The 20,676-nt window shown below is 46.1% G+C and carries 17 protein-coding genes, 1 tRNA gene and 1 other annotated feature; of the genes, 3 read left to right on the top strand and 15 right to left on the bottom strand.

What is annotated here, in order from left to right; translation table 11 throughout:
* Positions 1-4: 4 nt before the first annotated feature.
* The 10 genes from NCY57_RS05625 to NCY57_RS05580 form a co-directional block, all read right to left on the bottom strand.
* Complete coding sequence (locus NCY57_RS05625) at positions 5-1,165, bottom strand: pyridoxal phosphate-dependent aminotransferase (protein WP_110103264.1); 1,161 nt, start codon at positions 1,163-1,165, stop codon at positions 5-7.
* Between the two features lie 218 nt (positions 1,166-1,383).
* On the bottom strand, positions 1,384-2,172 hold the full coding sequence (locus tag NCY57_RS05620; RefSeq protein ID WP_015525247.1) for an ABC transporter ATP-binding protein: 789 nt from the start codon (positions 2,170-2,172) through the stop codon (positions 1,384-1,386).
* 3 nt (positions 2,173-2,175) lie between these two features.
* A complete protein-coding gene (locus NCY57_RS05615) occupies positions 2,176-3,087 on the bottom strand; it encodes an ABC transporter permease (protein ID WP_110103268.1) in 912 nt (303 codons plus the stop codon).
* 72 nt (positions 3,088-3,159) lie between these two features.
* Positions 3,160-4,188, bottom strand: coding sequence for an ABC transporter substrate-binding protein (locus NCY57_RS05610; RefSeq protein WP_021652537.1), 1,029 nt, complete (start codon positions 4,186-4,188; stop codon positions 3,160-3,162).
* A gap of 132 nt (positions 4,189-4,320) precedes the next feature.
* Positions 4,321-4,571 (bottom strand) — a binding site (T-box leader).
* Positions 4,572-4,629: 58 nt separating this feature from the next.
* Positions 4,630-5,994 carry a PFL family protein gene (locus NCY57_RS05605; RefSeq protein WP_015525248.1) on the bottom strand — a complete coding sequence of 455 codons (1,365 nt, stop codon included), beginning with the start codon at positions 5,992-5,994 and terminating at the stop codon, positions 4,630-4,632.
* 70 nt (positions 5,995-6,064) lie between these two features.
* Positions 6,065-6,337, bottom strand: coding sequence for an ACT domain-containing protein (locus NCY57_RS05600; RefSeq protein ID WP_015525249.1), 273 nt, complete (start codon positions 6,335-6,337; stop codon positions 6,065-6,067).
* Between the two features lie 13 nt (positions 6,338-6,350).
* Positions 6,351-7,148, bottom strand: a complete 798-nt coding sequence (locus NCY57_RS05595) for an MBL fold metallo-hydrolase (protein ID WP_015525250.1) — start codon at positions 7,146-7,148, stop codon at positions 6,351-6,353.
* Positions 7,135-7,734, bottom strand: a complete 600-nt coding sequence (gene coaE, locus NCY57_RS05590) for a dephospho-CoA kinase (RefSeq protein ID WP_015525251.1) — start codon at positions 7,732-7,734, stop codon at positions 7,135-7,137. Before coaE ends, NCY57_RS05595 begins: the two co-directional genes overlap by 14 nt.
* Positions 7,735-10,374 carry a DNA polymerase I gene (gene polA / locus NCY57_RS05585; RefSeq protein WP_250789541.1) on the bottom strand — a complete coding sequence of 880 codons (2,640 nt, stop codon included), beginning with the start codon at positions 10,372-10,374 and terminating at the stop codon, positions 7,735-7,737.
* A gap of 2 nt (positions 10,375-10,376) precedes the next feature.
* Positions 10,377-10,760, bottom strand: coding sequence for an anti-sigma factor family protein (locus NCY57_RS05580; protein WP_021652535.1), 384 nt, complete (start codon positions 10,758-10,760; stop codon positions 10,377-10,379).
* Positions 10,761-10,954: 194 nt separating this feature from the next.
* On the opposite strand from NCY57_RS05580, the gene NCY57_RS05575 reads away from it, so the two are divergent.
* Positions 10,955-11,824 (top strand): DegV family protein, encoded by an 870-nt coding sequence (locus NCY57_RS05575; RefSeq protein WP_044962134.1) that lies wholly within the window; start codon positions 10,955-10,957, stop codon positions 11,822-11,824.
* A gap of 278 nt (positions 11,825-12,102) precedes the next feature.
* Here NCY57_RS05575 and ftsH read toward each other — a convergent pair whose 3' ends face one another.
* The gene (gene ftsH / locus NCY57_RS05570; protein ID WP_015525255.1) at positions 12,103-13,968 is read right to left on the bottom strand and encodes an ATP-dependent zinc metalloprotease FtsH; all 1,866 of its coding nucleotides are present in this window, start codon (positions 13,966-13,968) and stop codon (positions 12,103-12,105) included.
* A 221-nt stretch (positions 13,969-14,189) separates the two neighbouring features.
* Here ftsH and NCY57_RS05565 point away from each other — a divergent pair.
* Both NCY57_RS05565 and NCY57_RS05560 read left to right on the top strand, forming a co-directional pair.
* Positions 14,190-14,271, top strand: a tRNA-Leu gene (locus tag NCY57_RS05565).
* Positions 14,272-14,348: 77 nt separating this feature from the next.
* Positions 14,349-15,725 carry an MATE family efflux transporter gene (locus NCY57_RS05560; RefSeq protein WP_114002555.1) on the top strand — a complete coding sequence of 459 codons (1,377 nt, stop codon included), beginning with the start codon at positions 14,349-14,351 and terminating at the stop codon, positions 15,723-15,725.
* Between the two features lie 126 nt (positions 15,726-15,851).
* On the opposite strand, the gene NCY57_RS05555 is transcribed toward NCY57_RS05560, so the two are convergent.
* From NCY57_RS05555 to NCY57_RS05540, 4 genes are read right to left on the bottom strand one after another with little or no spacing between them, the layout of a single operon-like run.
* On the bottom strand, positions 15,852-17,141 hold the full coding sequence (locus tag NCY57_RS05555) for a diaminopimelate decarboxylase (protein WP_059085911.1): 1,290 nt from the start codon (positions 17,139-17,141) through the stop codon (positions 15,852-15,854).
* A 52-nt stretch (positions 17,142-17,193) separates the two neighbouring features.
* Entirely contained in the window at positions 17,194-18,630 is a 1,437-nt protein-coding gene (gene pyk, locus NCY57_RS05550) for a pyruvate kinase (protein WP_059085912.1), read from the bottom strand.
* Positions 18,631-18,657: 27 nt separating this feature from the next.
* Positions 18,658-19,548, bottom strand: coding sequence for a hypothetical protein (locus NCY57_RS05545; protein ID WP_059085913.1), 891 nt, complete (start codon positions 19,546-19,548; stop codon positions 18,658-18,660).
* A gap of 30 nt (positions 19,549-19,578) precedes the next feature.
* Positions 19,579-20,520 (bottom strand): magnesium transporter CorA family protein, encoded by a 942-nt coding sequence (locus tag NCY57_RS05540; RefSeq protein WP_022426904.1) that lies wholly within the window; start codon positions 20,518-20,520, stop codon positions 19,579-19,581.
* Positions 20,521-20,676: the final 156 nt, after the last annotated feature.

Genomic DNA, 20,676 nt, shown 5'->3' with positions numbered 1-20,676 from the left:
TTATTCAGTTTAATCCGCTTTTTCGGATCGCTTCCACTGCTTCCCGGATCTTCTCCGGCGGAAGTACCAGGGCGAAACGTACGTAGCCCTCTCCATGGGGACCAAAGCTTGCTCCCGGAGTCACGATGACGCCGGCCTTTTCCATCAGTTCCATACAGAATGCCATGCTGTCGGTGCGGCCACCCGGGATCTTCGCCCAGACAAACATGGTGCCTTTTCCATTTGGAAGTTCCCATCCGATATCACGAAGTCCCTGGCAGAGAGCATCTCTTCTCTCCTGGTACTTCTGACACTGTTCTTTTACGCTGTCCAGCGGTCCCTGAAGTGCTGCAATAGCTGCTTTCTGAAACGGCAGGAACATGCCGAAGTCGATCTGGCTTCTCAATTTGCGGAGCGCTGCGATCACATCCGACCGGCCTACCAGAAAGCTAAGTCTTGCGCCTGTAACATTGAAGGATTTGGAAAGACTGAAAAATTCCACTCCAATATCTTTCGCTCCCGGAGTGGCCAAAAAACTTCCTCCAAATGCCCCGTCAAAAATAATATCGCTGTACGCATTATCATGAATGATCAGAATATCATATTTTTTCGCAAATTCCACGATTTCTTCGTAAAGTCCCGGAGTGGCAATGCTTCCTACCGGGTTGGACGGCAGGGATACTACCATATATTTAGCCTTATTCGCTATTTCTTCCGGAATTCCCTTTACATAGGGAAGGAAATCATGCTCTGCAACCAGCGGATAATAGTAAGGAACTGCTCCTGCCATCAGACTTCCTGCTGCAAATACGGGATAGCACGGATCCGGAAGAAGTACTGTATCTCCCTCATCACAAAGCGCCATGCCAAGATGCCCCATTCCTTCCTGGCTTCCATAAACAGTCATTACCATGTCCGGTGTCAGTTCCACATCAAAACGTTTCTTATAATAAATACAGACTGCATCCAGAAGCTCCGGCAGATCACGGAGACTGTATTTCCAGTTGTTGTCATCCATAGCTGCTTCCGCTACAGCTTTCTTGATATATTCCGGAGTCTTGAAATCCGGAGTTCCCACACTCATGTTATAGATCTTCATGCCCTGTGCTTCCAGCTCCATACGTCGGTTGTTCAGAGCAGCAAAAATTTCATCTCCAAATCGGTCCAATCTTTTTGAAAACTGCATATCATTCGTCCCTCTTCCATAATAAAATCAAACGGATATTCGCAATCCGCTTCGCTACTTGCTCATAAATGAAATCACAAAGTGATTTCATTTATTTTATCACGGTAACGTGACATACTCAAGAATTTTCATAAAAAAAGAACCATCACCTGTGTAAAGCAGCTATTCATTTTCCACTTTACACATGATCGGTAACGGTTCTTCATTATTTATTCCGTTTATTCAGACAAAAGAATACGGTCATTATCCAAAGCCTTGCCCACTCCCGTTTTAAATTTCTCAAGAAGGCCATCCACGGTCATATCCTTCTTCTCTTCCCCTCCGATATCCAGCACGATATTGCCGGAGTCCATCATCAGGATACGGTTACCAAGATCAATTGCTGACTGCATATTGTGTGTGATCATCAGACAGGTCAGCTGATTTTCTTCCACGATCCGTCTGGTGAGATTAAGGACTTTCTCAGCAGTTCCCGGATCAAGGGCTGCAGTATGCTCGTCCAGAAGAAGTAATTTCGGCGGATTCATGGTTGCCATCAAAAGCGTCAGCGCCTGTCTCTGTCCACCGGAAAGGAGACCTACCGGATGACTCATCCGCTCTTCCAGTCCAATGTCCAGCTTCTTCAGTTCTTCCCGGAAACGTTCTTTTTCCTGCCGGGTCGTGCGGGAAAGCCACCCACCCTTGCCGGCTGCAAGTGCAAGATTCTCTTCGATCGTCATTCCCGGTGCAGTACCACGCATCGGATCCTGATAAAGACGTCCGATCTCTTTTGCGCGTGCATGCTGCGGCATAAATGTGATATCCCTGCCATCCAGCTCGATCGAACCGGCATCTGTAAGAAAATCACCGCAGATTGCATTAAAAAGTGTTGATTTTCCTGCACCATTGGAACCGATGATCGTAGCAAAGTCGCCTTTTTTCAGTTCCAGGGAAAGATCTGTGATTGCCTTTTTTTCGTTTACGGTTCCCGGATTAAATGTTTTTGAAATATGGCTGATTTTTAACATAGATCATCTTCCCCCTTTTGCATGAGTCATTCTTCTTCGGATCTGCGGCCACTGTTTCTTAAGATACGGACCGGAAATTGCAAGAACAACGATCACAGAGGATACCAGCTTCAGCATAAATGCCGGCATATTGAACCGAAGTGCGATGGTATACACAAGGCGGAAGATAAAGGAACCAAGCACCATTCCCACCGCTCTCACAAAAATTCCTCCATGTCCGAGAAGGGTACCTCCGATCAGCAAGGATGCCAGTGCGATGGTGACCATACCCTGACCGATGTTGATATCTACGGATTTCTGTGACTGAGACAGAAGGCATCCGGAAAGTGCGGTAAATGCATTTGCCACGCAAAGGCCGATCACCGTTGTAAAGACCGGATTGATGGAGGAAGATTTTACCATATCGGAATTATTTCCGGTTGCCCGGATCGCAAGACCAAGTCTTGTTTTCAGAAAGAATACCAGAAATACGATCACGAGGATCACTGCGATAGCTGCAATGAGGATATCTTCCCTACCTTTTAACGCTGTACCTGCAAGCGCATCCTTCATCATGGTAAATACTGTGGTCGTCCGATTCATATTGATCAGGGATGACCCTCCCATGACCGCGATATTTACGGAATATAATGCAGTATTTACAATAATACCTGCAAGCAGGCTGTCTACCCCCAGCTTCGTCTGCAGGATAGCCGTTACAAATCCTGATGTAACACCTGCTGCCATGGCTGCCGCAATGGACAGAAACGGATGTCCGCTTACAGCAACTACGGCTCCTACAGCGGCCCCGAAGGTAAAGCAGCCATCTGTAGAAAGGTCGCAGACATTCAGCATGGAATAACTAAGGAACAAAGCAAGAACTGTCAGAGAACAGATCAGTCCAAGCTTCAGGGCAGTCTCCCCGAGGGAGAGCATAGTTGCAATCGTCACAGTGATTTCCTCCAATTGGATTTATTTCATAACTGCTCACAAAAGTGAGCGGTTAATTTATTTTGATTCTACTTCATCAAAGCTTTCTGCAGTTGTGATCTCATTTACCTGTGTGCAGAGAGGCTCAAATGCCTTCTTTACGGTATCGAAATCAAGTCCAAGTGCCTTGCAGGTTTCTGTATTAACTGTTGCAGTACCATTGTCAAAGGTTTCAACAGCTGTCTTAGACGGATCCGCATTATCTATCAGGATGTCAGCGATCATATCGGCTGTTTTCTGTCCCAGATTTGCATAATCAACACCATATCCTACAAAGGCACCATTTAATGCAAAGGAGTCGGCACCTGTGTAGTGCGGGATTCCTGCGTCGATGAATTTTTCATAAATAGAAAGCTCTGCTGTCATGATGGTGTTGTCCGTAGGTGTAAATACGGCATCCACACCGTCAGCGATCAGTGCATCTGCTGCGAGCTGGACTTCATCGGTAGTGGTTCCGGTACGCTCTACATATTCGATTCCCTCTTTATCCAGATAATCTTTTGCTTCCTGGATCGCTGTTGTGGAGGAATCCTGTCCGACATCATAGAGAAGACCGATCTTCTTTACATCCGGATTCTGTGCCTGGATCAGCTTCATGATAGAAGAAGTATCCAGGTAATCGCTGGTTCCTGTGATATTTGCACCAGGAGCATCCAGAGAATCTACAAGACCGGAGCCAACCGGATCAGATACTGCGGAGAAAACAACCGGTGTATCGCTTCCCTCTGTAGCGGACTGCATACGCATTGCCACCGGTGTAGCCACACCAACCATCAGGTCAACCTTATCCGCCTGAAAATCTGAAATGATCTGTTCCATAACACTGGCATCTGCATTACAGTTATCATAAGACACATCAAATGTGACACCCTTTTCTTTGCCAAGCTCCTCCAGACGGGACTGGATGTTGTCTACGATCTGGTTCAGGGAAGCATCATCTACATAATTGCAGATGCCCACTTTAAAATCCTCCGCCATAACCGGGCTTGTCATCATCATAGTTGTTGCTGCTACTGCTGCTGCGATCACTAACATTCTTTTTTTCATGGTTTTGTTCTCCCTTCTTATTTCCGCTTATGATTACCTTTTGTACACCTTGCGGTCTGCTTTTCCGGAACAACTTTCATGCGACAGAATCGCTTTTCCTGTAACACAAAAACCGTCCCAAGCTTATATCATGCTTGAGACGGTAATAAAAGTTCTTTATTATCGCGGTACCACTCAAATTGACGAATCGTCCACTTTCCGGTGTACTAACATACACTCCTCATTGGTAACGGGTTCGGTTCCCGTCGGCGCCTACTGTACAGATAAATAGTTCGGGCCGCCCTCGAAAGTCCATTCAACATCTGGTCCCCTGCGGATTTCCACCATCACCGCTCTCTGTGAAGCTTCCTGAAATGTTTACTTCTCTTTCTCACTGGTTTGTTTTTTAAGTTGTGTTTACTTTAGCACATCAACGTGAGTCTGTCAAGTCCAAAAATAAAATTAATTCTTAAAGCTGTGGATCGGTGCCGGGATCCTTCCACCTCTCTGTACAAATGCATCACAGGAGAAGGAATTTACAGGCATGATCGGAGCATAGCCAAGAAGACCTCCGAACTCAACCGTTTCGCCCACACCCTTACCGATAACCGGGATGAGACGTACTGCAGTTGTCTTCTGATTTACCATACCGATGGCAGACTCATCTGCGATGATACCTGCCAGTGTAGTCGCCTTGGTATCTCCCGGAACTGCGATCATGTCCAGACCAACAGAGCATACACAGGTCATGGCTTCCAGCTTCTCCAGAGTAAGAGCTCCCTCGTTTACCGCATCGATCATTCCCTGATCCTCGCTGACAGGAATAAAGGCACCACTTAATCCGCCCACAGCAGCTGCTGCCATAACGCCGCCTTTCTTCACCTGGTCGTTGAGAAGTGCAAGCGCTGCAGTTGTTCCAGGTGCACCGGCTCTCTCAAGGCCGATCTCTTCCAGGATCTCAGCTACGGAATCACCGATAGCCGGTGTCGGTGCAAGAGAAAGATCCACAATACCAAACGGCACGTCAAGACGCTTGGATGCCTCACGTGCAACCAGCTGTCCAACTCGTGTAACTTTGAATGCGGTACGTTTGATCATCTCGCAGAGAGTTCCGAAGTCCTCGCCACGAACCTGCTCCAGAGCTTTCTTTACAACGCCAGGGCCACTGACACCTACGTTGATGATGCAGTCCGCCTCTGTGACACCATGGAACGCGCCTGCCATAAACGGGTTATCATCCGGTGCGTTACAGAATACTACCAGCTTGGCACATCCAAGAGAATCCTGGTCCTTAGTAGCCTCTGCTGTTGCGAGGATGATCTCGCCCATCAGCTTTACGGCATCCATGTTGATACCGGTCTTGGTGGAACCAACGTTTACAGAACTGCAGACGCGCTCTGTTTCTGCCATTGCCTGAGGAATGGAGCGGATAAGAAGCTCCTCTGCCGGAGTCATTCCTTTGCTTACCAGTGCAGAATATCCGCCGATAAAGTTAACGCCAACTTCCTTGGCACATTTATCCAACGTTCTTGCGATGGTCACAAAATCCTCCGGTTTCTTACATGCAGCCCCGCCAACCAGAGCAATGGGTGTTACGGAAATTCGTTTATTCACAACCGGGATACCGTACTCGGTTGCGATCTCATCACCGGTAGCTACCAGATTTCTGGCCTTTGTGGTGATCTTTTCGTATATTTTCTGATTCAGTGCATCCAGGTCAGGATCGATACAGTCCAGAAGGCTGATCCCCATGGTGATGGTACGCACATCCAGATTCTCCTGCTCGATCATTTTATTTGTCTCGTTTACCTCAAAAATATTGATCATTTTATTTTCTCCCTGATGATTGATGTAAAGTAGATATCATATGCATTGGCAATCCGCATTCGCTGCTTGATCATACTCGATGCATCATGTTAAAAATATCTTCATGCTGGCAGTGGATCACAACACCGATCTCCTTGCCCAGATTTTCAAGCTCTTTTGCAAGTTCACCGCCATCCTTTTCACATTTTGCTGTGTCTGCGATCATCATCATGTTGAAGTAACCCTGAACGATGGTCTGAGAAATATCCAGAATATTAACCTGATTCTCTGCAAGATATGTACAAACCTTTGCAATAATTCCTACTGTGTCATTTCCTACTACTGTGATAATTGTCTTCTTCATCGTTTTTTCCTTTCTACACTGTGATTATTTCTGATATGTGATCCCTCTTCGCTACCTGGATCTTAAAATCCCTGGAACGGTACGGGTTGTCACCAAGTGTCACCTCCGAGCACACAGTCTCGTAGGCAAGTTCTTCATAGTTGTTTTCTCTGCTTAAATGGCCGAGAAAAACCGCCTTCAGATTATCATGGAGGATCCGACAGAGCAGACGTCCTGCATTCTCATTGGAGAGATGCCCACGGTCTCCCAGAATCCTCTGCTTGAGATAATAAGGGTATTTTCCAACCTGAAGCATGCGGATGTCATGATTTGCTTCCAAAAGCACTGCATCCAGATTCTCCAGATTTTTTACAATGTAATCATTATATTTTCCAAGGTCTGTGGCAATGCCCACAGAATGCTCTCCACATTCCAGGCGGTAACCCACCGGCTGTGCAGCATCATGGGGAATGGTAAAAGGATTTACCGTCAGGTCCTTGATCCCAAAAGGCTCATCCTCCCGGATCTCGTGGATCAGTCCCTCCGGCATTTTTCCAAGGGATTTCATACGAAGCATGGCATCTGCTGTTCCACCTGTGGTATAGATGGGAATTCCGTATTTTCTGGAGATCACTCCCAGTCCCTTGATATGGTCGGAATGTTCATGTGTGATCAGGATACCGTCCACATCTTTCCCGGTAAGATCCAGGGAATTCAGGCCCTTTTCGATACTCTTCCCGCTGATCCCCACATCTACCAGAACATGTGCCTCCTCAGATCCCACATAAATACAGTTGCCGCTGCTTCCGCTGGCAATACTACAAAGTCTCATTTCTCTCTATCCCTTCTCTGATCTGTCTCCGGGTACCCTTCAGATCTCCATTGTTCTCGATCACATAATCCGTATGTTCTCTGAAAACCTGGTCAGATACCTGGTTTCGGATAATGCCAAGAGATTTCTCTCTGGAATAGCCTCGGCTTTCCATCAGACGACGGATCCGGATTTCCTCCTCTGTATACACATACCAGACTTCATCACAGAATTCCTGATAATTCTCTTCCAGAAAAAGAGCAGCTTCCACAACACAGATCTCTCTTCCGGCTTCCTTCTGTTCTCCAAGAAGATCCAGGATTCTCTGCTTTACAGCCGGATGGATGATCCCGTTTAATTTCAAAAGCATATCCTTATCTGTGAATACTACATCAGAAATCCGTCTCCGGTCAATAGTTTTATCTTTTTTTATGATTTCTTTTCCAAACAATGCGATCACCGCATCGTAACATTCTTCCCCCGGTTCCATCAGAATGTGACCAAGCTGGTCTGCCTGGATCACATATGCCTGGAAATCTTCTTCCAGGATTCCAAGTACTGTACTTTTTCCGGCCCCTACTCCGCCGGTTACTCCGATCACTCTCATTTATTTCGCCTCATACCAGCTGTCACCCTGGTGCATATCTACGTCAAGTTCCACTGCAAGGTCTGCAGCTCCCTTCATCTCTTCTTCCAGAATACGGGAAACTTCCTCGATCTCTTCTTTCTTTGTCTCGATCAGAAGCTCATCGTGAACCTGCAGCACCAGTCTTGAACGCAGTCCCTCTTTTTTCATTCGTTCATAAACATGGTTCATGGCTATTTTGATGATATCTGCTGCAGTACCCTGGATCGGAGAGTTCATGGCTACACGTTCTCCGAAGGAGCGCTGCATGAAATTACTGGATCTCAGCTCCGGCACGGGCCTTCGTCTGCCGAACATAGTTGTCACATAACCGTGTTCCTTGCCATCCTTTACCAGACCGTCCAGAAAGCCCTTGATCTTCGGATAGGTCTCGAAATATTTCTCAATATAGGCAGCTGCCTCTTTTCTGGTAATACTCAGATCCTGGCTCAGTCCAAAGGAACTGATCCCATAAACGATTCCGAAATTTACCGCCTTGGCATTTCTTCGCTGAAGAGATGTCACTTCATCCAGCGGCACATGAAACACCTGGGATGCGGTGAGCCGGTGGATATCCTCCGCCTCACGATAAGCCTGGATCAGTTTTTCATCACCGGACATATGTGCCAGCACACGAAGCTCGATCTGGGAATAATCTGCATCCAGAAATACAAATCCCTCCTCCGGCACAAAAACCTTACGGATCAGCCTACCCAGCTCCATGCGGACCGGTATGTTTTGAAGATTCGGATCTGTACTGCTGATACGACCAGTTGCTGTGATCGTCTGATTAAAAGTAGAGTGGATCCTTCCATCTTCTCCGATCACATTTCCGAGACCATCTGCATAAGTGGATTTCAGCTTGGTCAGCTGGCGGTACTCCAGGATATCTTTTACGATGGCATGATCCGGCGCCAGCTTATCCAGGATATCCGCCGCTGTGGAATAGCCAGTCTTGGTCTTCTTTCCACCTGGAAGTCCCAGCTTTTCAAAAAGGATCACACCCAGCTGTTTCGGGGAATTGATATTAAACTCCTCCCCTGCTTCCTGCCAGATGGTTTTTTCCAGCTCCCGGATACGGACTTTAAGTTTTTCACCATAGCTCTTAAGCTCTTCACCCTTAACGGAAATCCCCCATTTTTCCATGGAATCCAGGGTAAAGACAAGAGGAAGCTCGATCTCATCATAAACCTTACGCATGCCTGTTTCATCCAGTTTTTCAAGAAGAACCTTTCGGGCCATGCAGGGCACAAACGCCTGATAGCAGGCATAATTTCCAAGGCATTCCAGTTCCTCTTCCCAGGCCTTTTTCAGAGAAGTCTTTCCAAGAAGGTCTTCCTTTGAGGGGAGCATCATACCATCCAGATATTCTCTGGCGATGTCATCATGGGAATAGGAAGATTTCAGCGGGTTCAGAAGATATGCAGCAACCCCCGCATCAAAAACCTTCTTCGGATCATCAAGGGAAACATGTTTGAGAACTGATTTAATATCCATAGCACAGAGCACCGTACTGTCCGCCAGAGTTTTCAGTTTTCCGCAAAGGTAATCCCCTGTGAGAAGTCCTCCTACCGGAATCTGATAGATTTCTTTTTCATCCAGGACCAATCCCACGGTATACACCTGATCCGGATCTGCAAGAACAGAAATACCCACCTGATCTTTCTGCGCTGCTTTTTCAAACAGTGCCTCCACACCGGAAAGATCATTACAGGTAAAAAATTCCAGTTCCATGGAGGAATCTGCTGTCGTAGCCGGATCAAAACGGTTCAGCATGTTCTTAAATTCCAGGCGTTTACACAATTCATATGCCTCCGGAGTATAGGGATTTTCCACTTTCGCTTTTTCGTAGGAAAATTCCAGCGGACTATCTGTGTTGATGGTTGCAAGCTCTTTGGAAAGCTGTGCCAGATCATAATGCTCGCGGAGAGATTCTTTCGCCTTATTAGGCTTTACCTCTTCCAGATGCTCATGAGCATTCTCAATGGAACCGAACTGCACGACCATCTTGGTCGCGGTTTTCTCTCCAACGCCCGGGATTCCCGGAATATTATCAGAGCTGTCGCCCATCAGCGCTTTCAGTTCTATGATCTGCGGCGGCGTTACCTGATATTTCTCAAGAACTTCCGCTGTATGGTAGTTTTCAATGGTTGTCTTTCCCCGGACAGTCTTCGGAAGCCGGATCAGCACCTTATCTGTGGCAAGCTGAAGAAGATCACGGTCTCCGGAAAGAATGGTAACATCCATACCCTTTGCTTCACTTCTTCTGGCGACCGTACCAAGAAGATCATCTGCTTCATAGCCTTCCAGGGACATGATGTTGATTCCCATGGCAGAAAGCATCTCCTTGATCAGCGGAACCTGTTCCCGAAGCTCCTCCGGCATGGGTTTTCGGGTGCCTTTATAGGCTTCATATCTCTTATGCCGGAACGTAGGTGCACTCAGATCAAATGCAACGGTAAGATACTCCGGCTTCTCTTCCTCCATGATCCTGAACATAATGTTCAGAAATCCATATACCGCTCCTGTATGACGTCCTTCTGCATTGGTAAGATCCGGCAGACCATAAAACGCACGGTTCAGGATGCTGTGACCATCGATCAGTAATATTTTTTCACTCAAAATCAAATTCCCTCCTTCAGTTCCAGGATCACAAAAACAAGAAAGACCACCAGTGCCGCGATCAGAACGCAGACTGCCACTGCAGCGATCGCTCTGTGAAATTTCTTTTTTCGGATATACCTTCTGGATTTTCGGATATCCTCTTCCAGAAGCTCCTTAAAATCCAGAACAGTATCTTCCTGTTTCTCATCCAGCTGCTGCATGGCCTTATGTACAATGAAATATGTGGCAAGCTCATCGTAGCAGGAGGAACACTTCTCAATATGCTCCAGAAAATCCTCCAGATCATTCAACGGCAACGTATGATCGATATATTTATTAACCATTCCCTCTGCAATACGACAGTTCATATTTTTCCTCTCTTTCAAAGCAGCGGATTCTCCCATATGATAAGCCTCTTCTGAGATCCCGCTTCACAATTTGCCCCAGACTGGGGAAATATTTCCCAGAATGTTATATCATTATAGCGAATTAAACGTTGAATGACAAGGGCGGTTTCCTGTGGTATACTTGAGATGTCCCGGTCAGAAAACAGAAAAACTGACCAAATATGAAAATCCAGGCAAGGAGGATCACCATTATGAAATCTATAGCAATCGTTACAGACAGTAACTGCGGCATGTCTCCCACTCAGGTAAAAGACCTTGGCATCTACATGCTTCCAATGCCGTTTTTTATAGATGATAAGGAATATCTGGAAGACATTGACATGAACCAATCAGAGTTCTTTCAGCATCTTGAACAAAATCCAGGCTGCAGAGTTTCCACATCCCAGCCTACACCGGAATCCGTCACTACCCTCTGGGACAAGCTGCTCAAAGACTACGACGAGATCGTACATATCCCCATGTCCAGCGGTCTCTCCAGCTCCATGCAGACTGCCCGCATGCTTGCAGAAGACTATGATGGCCGTGTACGTGTCGTAAACAACCAGAGGATCTCCGGGACCTTACGTTACTCTGCCATCGAGGCTATCCAGCAGGCTAAAAACGGTCTCTCTGCCGATGAGATCGGAACCTGGCTGGAAAAAACCCGCTTCGACTCCAGCATCTATATCACTGTAGCTACTCTGAAGTACCTGAAACAGGGCGGCCGCATCACTCCTGCAGCTGCAGCCCTCGGAACCATGCTCCGTCTGAAACCGGTTCTGCAGATCCAGGGCGAAAAGCTGGACGCCTTCTCCAAGGCCCGCACCATGACCCAGGCAAAAAGCACTATGACTAAAGCCATCAAAGATGACATTGCAGACCGCTTTGGAGAAAAGATCAACCTGGATGTCATCCACTCCCACAACCTGGAAGCAGCCGAAGAATTCCGAAAAGAAGTCCTCACCACCTTTCCGAATATCGGTGAAGTCAACATCTTCCCTCTCTCCCTGAGCGTTTCCTGCCACATCGGCCCCGGAAGTCTGGCACTCACCTGTTCCAAGGTACACCCGGAAATATGGTAAAGACTAGTCAGAAGCAATCCACATGGCCAGAGCACAGCCGGAGGGAATACTTCTGTATGGCTCTGTCTCTGGATGAGGGCTGCTAGTCCTTAGGTTCTAAAAATCTGCGTTAAATCTGCGTTATTAAAAAAAGTTCGGCTGTCTGAGCGGCAACAAGCCGCGAGTTCCGAACTTTTTTTAATGGTTTTAGCAGATTTTCAGGGTCTTAGAACTAACGCCCAACGGAAGCCGAAGACCATACAGAAGTATTCCCTTCGGCGTCCCTCCCGCCAACATATTTAATTTTCCTGTGTATTCTCAATCTCCACCGGCGCTTCATTCAAGATCTTCATAAACTCCTCACCGGTGATCGTCTCATGCTCATACAGATACTTGGCAATCTCATGGAGCTTTCCGATATTATCTGTCAGGATCTTCGTAGCCTTTTCATGCTCCCGTCTTACAAGCTCCACAACCTTCTTGTCCAAAAGCGTCTGCGTCTCAAAGGAACAGGTTAGACTTGCATCTCCGCCAAGATACTGATTGCTTACATTTTCCATGGCAACCATGTCAAAATCATCACTCATACCATACCTGCTGATCATCGCTCTGGCAATCTTGGTCGCCTGCTCAATATCATTGGAGGCACCGGTAGTAATGGAATGGAAGATCAGCTCTTCCGCTGCACGGCCGCCTGTAAATGTAGCGATCTTATTCTCCAGTTCTTCCTTAGTCATCAGGAAATGTTCCTGCTCATCTACCTGCATGGTATATCCCAGTGCACCGGAGGTACGTGGAATGATCGTGATCTTATGGACCGGTGCAGAATCTGTCTGCTTGGCAGCAACCAGTGCATGACCAACCTCATGATAGGAAACGATCAGCTTTTCCTTATTGGAAAGTACACGGTTCTTTTTCTGATATCCGGCAATAACAACTTCGATGCTTTCTTCAAAATCCGCCTGTGTGGCAAATTTCCGTCCGTCGCGGACTGCACGGAGAGCTGCCTCGTTGACAATATTGGCAAGCTCCGCACCGGAGGCACCGACTGCCGCCTTGGCAATTTCATCAAACCGGACTGTATCCGCAATTTTGATCTTCTTGGCATGAACCTTCAGGATTTCCTCACGCCCCTGAAGATCCGGAAGCTCAACCGGGATCCTTCTGTCAAAACGTCCCGGACGAAGAAGTGCAGGGTCAAGGGAATCCGGTCGGTTGGTAGCTGCCAGGATCACAACACCCTTGGAACCGTCAAAACCGTCCATCTCTGTCAAAAGCTGGTTCAATGTCTGCTCACGCTCATCGTTTCCGCCGCCCATTCCGGAGCCGTCACGTTTCTTACCGATCGTATCGATCTCATCAATAAATACGATACATGGTGCCTTCTCATTGGCCTGTTTAAAAAGATCACGGACCTTGGCAGCACCCATACCCACAAACATCTCCACAAATTCCGAACCGGAAATTGAGAAAAACGGAACCTCCGCCTCACCGGCAACTGCCTTGGCAAGAAGAGTTTTACCGGTTCCGGGAGGGCCTACAAGAAGGGCACCCTTCGGCATGGAAGCACCGATTTCTCTGTATTTCTCCGGATTATGAAGGAAATCTACAATTTCCGTCAAAAGCTCCTTGGCTTCATCCTCACCGGCAACATCTGAAAATTTGATTCCCGTAGAGGATTTCACATAAACCTTGGCATTGCTTTTGCCAAAGGACATCATTCCTCCCGGTCCTCCGTTTCCCATGGAACTCATCATCTTCTTGCTGAGCCAGCGTCCCAGGAGAATAAAAATTGCGATCGGGAGTACATATCCCAGGATCAGAGATAAAAGCAGGGACTGTCTCTGCGGTGCAGTACCCTCTATACTTACGCCCGCATCGTAAAGATGGGATACAAGATCCTGATCCTCTACAGATACCGTCTTACAATAGACATCATTTCCATCTACCTTCATCGTATAATAGATATAATCAGAATTAATAGTTGCTTCATATACTTTTCCTCTGTCTACAGCTTTCAGGAAGGTGGTGTAATCGGTCTCTTTTACACTTCTCTCAGAAAGAGCAGGAAGAGCAAAAACATTCAGCAGAACAATAATTACGACCGCAATAATGTAATATACATACAGCGGCCGCTTCTCTGGTTTTTTTGAATTCAGATTCATGCAGTCTCCTCCGTTATCTTATAGTATATTGCTATATCCACAGTGCTATATCAGGTGGTACAGCCTTGTAGTACACTCTACCACTTTTTTCAGTCAATTTCAAGGATGCCTCATCCGATTTCATAAACTTTTTAGAATTAAAAATATTTCCAAATAATACCTTTATTCTGAAAAAATCCTTGCAAGCCACCTGATACTGTGCTATTATAATAAATGGTTATGCCGCTGTGGCGGAATTGGCAGACGCACTTGACTCAAAATCAAGCGGAGCAATCCGTGCCGGTTCGAGTCCGGCCAGCGGCATTCGCATAAAAGACCTGACGGAGAAATCTGTCAGGTCTTTATTATATACTACCCAAAAACACGAAAGGAATAAAAAAATGGAAAAAGACAAAAGCTTTTTAGGAACCGAGTCCGTCGGAAAGCTTCTTCTGCAGCTTGCACTTCCTACCGTTGCCGCACAGCTCATCAATATGCTCTACAATATCGTCGATCGTATCTATATTGGTCATATTCCCGGAGAGGGTGCTCTTGCCCTTACCGGTGTAGGTGTATGTATGCCGCTTATTATGGTCGTATCTGCCTTCGCTGCTCTTGTCGGAAACGGAGGCGCTCCCAGAGCCAGCATCTTTATGGGTAAAAATGACACGTCGAAAGCCGAACAGACTCTCGGAAACTGCTTCACCATGCAGATCATCATCTCCCTGATCCTGACTGTTATCCTGTTTCTCGGAAACCGCAGCCTTCTCCTTGCATTCGGCGCCAGTGCAAACACCATCGACTATGCGGTGGGTTACATGAATATCTATGCAGTAGGAACTATCTTTGTACAGCTGACTCTTGGCATGAATAATTTCATCACAGCCCAGGGATTCGCAAAAACCGGAATGCTCTCTGTACTGATCGGTGCGATCTCCAACATTATTCTGGATCCGGTTTTTATTTTCGGATTCCACATGGGTGTCCGGGGCGCTGCTCTGGCAACAGTGATCTCCCAGGCATTTTCCTGCATCTGGGTCCTCTCCTTCCTCTTTGGAAAAAAGACCTTCCTGAAGCTTCGGAAAAGCACCATGAAACTGAAAGCCGATATCATTCTGCCCTGTATGGCTCTTGGCTCTTCTCTCTTTGTCATGCAGCTCAGTGAAAGCGTTATCTCTGTCTGCTACAACTCCTCACTCTTAAAATACGGCGGGGATGTTGCAGTAGGAGCCATGACTATCCTTACCAGCGTCATGCAGTTTGCCATGCTTCCTCTTCAGGGACTTGGTCAGGGTGCACAGCCTATCATCAGCTACAACTATGGTGCACGTAACGAAAAACGTGTACGTTCTACATTTAAGCTTCTTATAAAAACAAGTGTTTCTTATTCCGTGATCCTGTGGCTGATCATTATGATCTTCCCGCAGATCTTTGCCGGAATGTTTACTTCGGACAGTACATTACTTGCTTTCACAAAAACAGCGCTCCGGATCTATATGGCAGTTGTGTTTATCTTTGGTATCCAGATTGCCTGCCAGATGACCTTTATCTCCCTTGGCAGAGCCAAAGATTCCATCATTGTGGCTATTGTCCGGAAATTTATTCTGGTCATCCCGCTGATCTATATCCTGCCCAATATTTTCCGTGCTGACCGGACAAATGCAGTTTATATGGCCGAGCCGGTTGCGGATATCTTGGCCGTTACATTTACTGCCATCCTGTTTTTCTTTGAGTTTAGAAAAGCCCTGGCAGAAATCTCCGACAGCCGGAAGCTGTAACCCTGCATTTGACCACCTTCCGCCCTGCTCGCGATCTTATGCCTACCAGATACTTAAACATAAAACAGCCCTCTATGCATCATTACCAAGATGCATAGAGGGCTGTTTTTATATATTTCCGCTATTTTATTTCAGTTCGTCTTCATCCTGAAGAAGTTTCTCAAAAACAGGGAAGCAGTCAAAGGTTGCAAAATAATCTCTCGGTGTCTCGGCACGACGGATCATCTCAAAGCTGCCGTCCTCATGAAGAAGGATCTCTGCAGATTTCAGTTTACCATTGTAGTTATAACCCATTGCAAAACCATGAGCACCTGTATCATGGATCACAAGAAGATCTCCCTTGTCGATTTTCGGAAGCATACGGTCAATGGCAAATTTATCATTATTCTCACAGAGGGAACCTGTCACATCATATTTATGATCGCACGGCTCGTTCTCCTTACCCATAACCGTAATGTGATGATAAGCACCATACATAGCCGGACGCATCAGATTTACTGCACAGGCATCTACGCCGATATACTCTTTATGTGTATGCTTCTCATGGATTGCTTTTGTGACAAGGCAGCCATACGGTCCCATCATGAAACGGCCAAGCTCTGTATAGATCGCAACATCACCCATTCCTTCCGGAACAAGTACTTCTTCATAAACCTTGCGGACACCCTCACCGATCACACGGATATCATTTGGCTCCTGATCCGGTTTATAAGGAATTCCGATACCACCGGAAAGGTTGATGAATTTAATGTGTGCACCTGTCTCCTTCTGAAGCTTCACGGCAAGCTCAAACATAACCTTTGCAAGCATTGGATAATAATCATTGGTCACTGTGTTGCTTGCAAGGAATGCATGGATTCCAAACTCTTTGGCACCTTTGGATTTCAGGATACGGAATGCGTCAAAGATCTGCTCGGTAGTCATTCCGTATTTTGCATCTCCGGGATTATCCATGATACCGTTACTGATCTTAAATACTCCACCTGGATTGTAACGGCAGCTGATCACTTCCGGGATTTTTCCGAGAGCTTTCTCTACGCTCTCAATATGTGTGATGTCATCAAGGTTGATGATCCCACCGATCTCATCTGCATATCTGAACTCTTTCTCCGGTGTGTCATTGGAAGAAAACATGATATCGCCCTTTTTGCAGCCTACTGCCTTGGCCATCATAAGCTCTGTTTCTGAGGAGCAGTCGCAGCCACAGCCATACTCCTGCAGAATATTGATCAGATATGGATTCGGTGTTGCCTTTACCGCAAAAAATTCCTTGAATCCTTTGTTCCATGCAAAGGCCTCTTTCAGGGCTTTTGCATTCTCACGGATCCCCTTCTCATCATAGAGATGGAAGGGTGTCGGAAACTTTTCAGTAATTTCGTTAAGTTTCTCAAGTGTCACAAATGGTTCTTTTTTCATAATAACTGCATCTCCTGTTTTTCCGACTGCTGTTCCCGAAGAAAACTCAGTCTTATTCTGCCTCGATCACGTGCATCATATTTGTCACTGCACCACGACCGTTTGTCATGTTGGTCGCAGGGTCTCCTGCTGTAAATACAACAAGGTCTCCTTTATGTATCAGATGACGGCTGCGGACAACATTCATGGCCTGAGACATGATATGGTCCGTGGTATCTCTCTGATATCCTTTCAGAGGTGTTACACCCCAGATCAGCTGAAGTTTATGCTGGATGGTTGAGTTTGGTGTGATCGCATAGATTGGAACCTTCGGGCGGAAATTGGAGATCAGTCTGGCTGTATTTCCACTCATTGTCGGTGTTACGATAGCGTTCGCCTTCAGGTTCTTTGCAGTACGCACCGTTGCAAGCGCCACTGCACTGGAGATCTTCTCTCTTCCATCCATGGAACGATGTTCAATAAACACTTTATAATCCAGATGCGGCTCTGTCATCTCTGCGATATCTGCCATCATCTTAAGAGCATCAACCGGATATTTACCAGCTGCTGTCTCTCCGGAAAGCATGATCGCATCGGTTCCGTCGTAGATCGCATTGGCAACATCAGCTACCTCTGCACGTGTAGGACGCGGATTACGGATCATGGAATCAAGCATCTGTGTTGCTGTGATAACCGGTGTATAATGTTCGTTACACTTACGGATGATCGCCTTCTGGATGTGAGGTACCTGACTTGCAGGAATTTCCACACCGAGATCTCCTCTGGCAACCATGATACCGTCAGATGCTTCAATTATGGAATCAATATTCTCAACACCCTCTGCATTCTCGATCTTCGCGATAATACCGATATCCTTTCCACCATTATCATTCAGAAGCTTACGGATCTCACGGATCACCTCTGCGGAACGGACAAAAGATGCCGCGATGAAATCAAATTTCTGCTCGATACCAAAGATAATATCTTTTTTATCCTGCTCTGTGATTCCCGGAAGATTTACTTTTACATAGGGAACATTTACCCCCTTCTTCTCTCCCAGCTCACCACCGTTTAAGATATCACAGACAATATCGGTTCCCTTGATCGCCTTAACCTCCAACTCGATCAGACCATCATCAATCAGGATTCTGTTTCCCGGTTTTACATCCTTGTAAAGTGTCTCATATGTGATAGCAACCTTTGTGCTGTCGCCTTCAAAATCGCCAATTCCAAGTACAAACTGTTTTCCCGCTTCTAGCTTAACCTTCTGTCCGTCCTTTAAAAGTCTGGTACGGATCTCCGGTCCCTTTGTGTCAAGAAGCATGGCAATAGGCATATCAAGCTCCTCACGAAGCTCCTTGATCATATCCACACGGCCCTTCTGCTCCTCGTGGTCTCCGTGAGAAAAGTTGAATCTGGCAATATCCATTCCATTCTCCATAAGAGCCTTCAGAGTTTCCCTGTTATTGCTGGCAGGTCCAAGTGTACAAATAATCTTAGTTTTTTTCATAATAATGTTCTCCTTCGTTTGTGCGTTTTACTGTACGTGTTTATGTGTAAATAAATGATCCTGACAATATTCATAATTTCCGTTGCACTTTGAGCAGAAACGAAACTCCAGGTTTGGGTCATCCTTTTCGGTACGTCCGCAGATCGCACATTTATGCTTGGCGATCCCATTCGGACCGGACCCTGTTCTGGAAGGAGCCACAGCCTTCTTAAACTGCTGCCTCCTGTGGATCTCCTTCGGATTGTATCGGTTCATATCACGGGTACTGAAATAAAAGATCACAAAGTTTAAAAGTGATGCTACGATCGGTACTACACCTACCCAAAGCCCGACTCGAAGATAAGATACGATATCCCACGCAATGAACAGTCCGTATACAAAGGCCATCCATTTCATCCTGATCGGGATCACAAACATAAGAAGCAGCTGAAGATCCGGATATGTGACTGCATAGGCAAGGAAAATAGAAAGACTGATATAATATGTGGTAAAAATATTTCCGCCAAGAGAATAGGCGATCCCGTTCATAACCACATAACCACCTGTAAATACATGTAAAAGCACTGCTGCGATCACAGTAAACAAAACACCTGAAAAAATATACAATGTGTACCGGAAAGTTCCCCAGGTACGTTCCAGTGAAGTACCGATCGGATAATAGAAAAAAAAGATTGCGAGAAGGAACATCACAAGATTGCCAGTTCCTCCCACACTGGACGGCGGATAGATCACCCATGTCACCAGTCTCCAGATCTGTCCCTTCATGACCATGGACATATCAAGACTCAGCATGTTCAAAACTCCCGGAGCAAACATAGCCAGAAAATACCCCAACACATAACATCCGATGATGTAAACAGTCAGATTCGGAACCCCGAATCTTCCGAATTTACGTTCCAGTTTGTCAATAAATTTCATTAAAATCTCCTTTCAGAAAACTTTTGAAAATCAGAAAAATCGCTTCTTGGAAAGAATGATCGCTGCCACAACACTGATTGCCACAGAAATCAGGATAATGATCAGAAATCCCAATGGACTCCTTGATAAGGGCATACCGGAACCAGCCACATTCATTCCGTAAGCACTGAACACAATAGTCGGAATACTCATGACAATAGTAATGATTGCCAGTACCTTCATAACGATATTCATATTATTGGAGATGATCGATGCAAAAGCATCCATAGTTCCGTTCAGGATACCGCTGTACACATTGGCCATTTCGATCGCCTGCTTATTCTCAGTGATGACATCCTCCAGAAGATCGGTGTCCTCCGGATATTTCTTGATGCTGTCTATCTTCAGAAGCTTCTCCAGCACAACCTCATTGGACCGGAGTGATGTGATAAAATAAGTCAGGGATTTCTGCAGCTCCAGAAGCTCGATCAGCTCTTCATTTCTTGTGGAAAGATGCAGTTTTTCTTCCACCTGCTCACTTTTTTTGTCAATGATACGCAGATAACGCAGGTACATGCTCGCATTTCTGTAAAGGATCTGAAAGATAAAACGGGTCTTCATATAGGTAAAAAAGCTCCGGACTCTTCCCTCCATAAATCTGGTAAGAACCGGTGTGTCCTCCAGACAGATGGTAAAGATCATAGACCCCGTCACAATAATGCCAAGCGGTATTGTCCCATACCAATCCTTGTCATTACGTTCCTCGATCATAGGAACATCAACCAGGATCAGTGTATAATTATCCTCAACTTCGATACGTGACCGTTCTTCCTCATCCAAAGGGGATCGTAAATCGTCAACCTCTATATCAAACTTCTCGGAAAATTCAAAAATCTCTGTTGCCGTCGGATTCGTCAGCGCAATCCAGCAGCCTTCCTCCGGTTCCTGTATCTGGTGGATGGCTCCGTCTATTGTCTTGTAAATCCTTACCACGATTCCCACTTCCCTTCTCTTGCTTTTCTTTTGCCAGGGCAAAATTCTTTTTTATTATAAATAGTCAAAATAGCTTTGTCAATTCATACCTTTTCTTTTTAAAAGAGCTTTTAAATAATTTCACATGATCTTTACATAAAAATTCATTCTGCCTTC

It is taken from the genome of Blautia sp. MB18-30 (assembly GCF_023669475.1).
GTDB lineage: Bacteria > Bacillota > Clostridia > Lachnospirales > Lachnospiraceae > Blautia_A > Blautia_A fusiformis.
This window is presented reverse-complemented; position numbering and strand designations above follow the sequence as displayed.

Excerpts from the sequence above, each read along its gene's own strand:
- NCY57_RS05625 (WP_110103264.1), bottom strand. The coding sequence starts at position 1,165 with ATGCAGTTTTCAAAAAGATTGGACCGATTTGGAGATGAAATTTTTGCT.
- NCY57_RS05620 (WP_015525247.1), bottom strand. The coding sequence starts at position 2,172 with ATGTTAAAAATCAGCCATATTTCAAAAACATTTAATCCGGGAACCGTA.
- NCY57_RS05615 (WP_110103268.1), bottom strand. The coding sequence starts at position 3,087 with ATGCTCTCCCTCGGGGAGACTGCCCTGAAGCTTGGACTGATCTGTTCT.
- NCY57_RS05610 (WP_021652537.1), bottom strand. The coding sequence starts at position 4,188 with ATGAAAAAAAGAATGTTAGTGATCGCAGCAGCAGTAGCAGCAACAACT.
- NCY57_RS05605 (WP_015525248.1), bottom strand. The coding sequence starts at position 5,994 with ATGATCAATATTTTTGAGGTAAACGAGACAAATAAAATGATCGAGCAG.
- NCY57_RS05600 (WP_015525249.1), bottom strand. The coding sequence starts at position 6,337 with ATGAAGAAGACAATTATCACAGTAGTAGGAAATGACACAGTAGGAATT.
- NCY57_RS05595 (WP_015525250.1), bottom strand. The coding sequence starts at position 7,148 with ATGAGACTTTGTAGTATTGCCAGCGGAAGCAGCGGCAACTGTATTTAT.
- coaE (WP_015525251.1), bottom strand. The coding sequence starts at position 7,734 with ATGAGAGTGATCGGAGTAACCGGCGGAGTAGGGGCCGGAAAAAGTACA.
- NCY57_RS05580 (WP_021652535.1), bottom strand. The coding sequence starts at position 10,760 with ATGGGAGAATCCGCTGCTTTGAAAGAGAGGAAAAATATGAACTGTCGT.
- NCY57_RS05575 (WP_044962134.1), top strand. The coding sequence starts at position 10,955 with ATGAAATCTATAGCAATCGTTACAGACAGTAACTGCGGCATGTCTCCC.
- ftsH (WP_015525255.1), bottom strand. The coding sequence starts at position 13,968 with ATGAATCTGAATTCAAAAAAACCAGAGAAGCGGCCGCTGTATGTATAT.
- NCY57_RS05560 (WP_114002555.1), top strand. The coding sequence starts at position 14,349 with ATGGAAAAAGACAAAAGCTTTTTAGGAACCGAGTCCGTCGGAAAGCTT.
- NCY57_RS05555 (WP_059085911.1), bottom strand. The coding sequence starts at position 17,141 with ATGAAAAAAGAACCATTTGTGACACTTGAGAAACTTAACGAAATTACT.
- pyk (WP_059085912.1), bottom strand. The coding sequence starts at position 18,630 with ATGAAAAAAACTAAGATTATTTGTACACTTGGACCTGCCAGCAATAAC.
- NCY57_RS05545 (WP_059085913.1), bottom strand. The coding sequence starts at position 19,548 with ATGAAATTTATTGACAAACTGGAACGTAAATTCGGAAGATTCGGGGTT.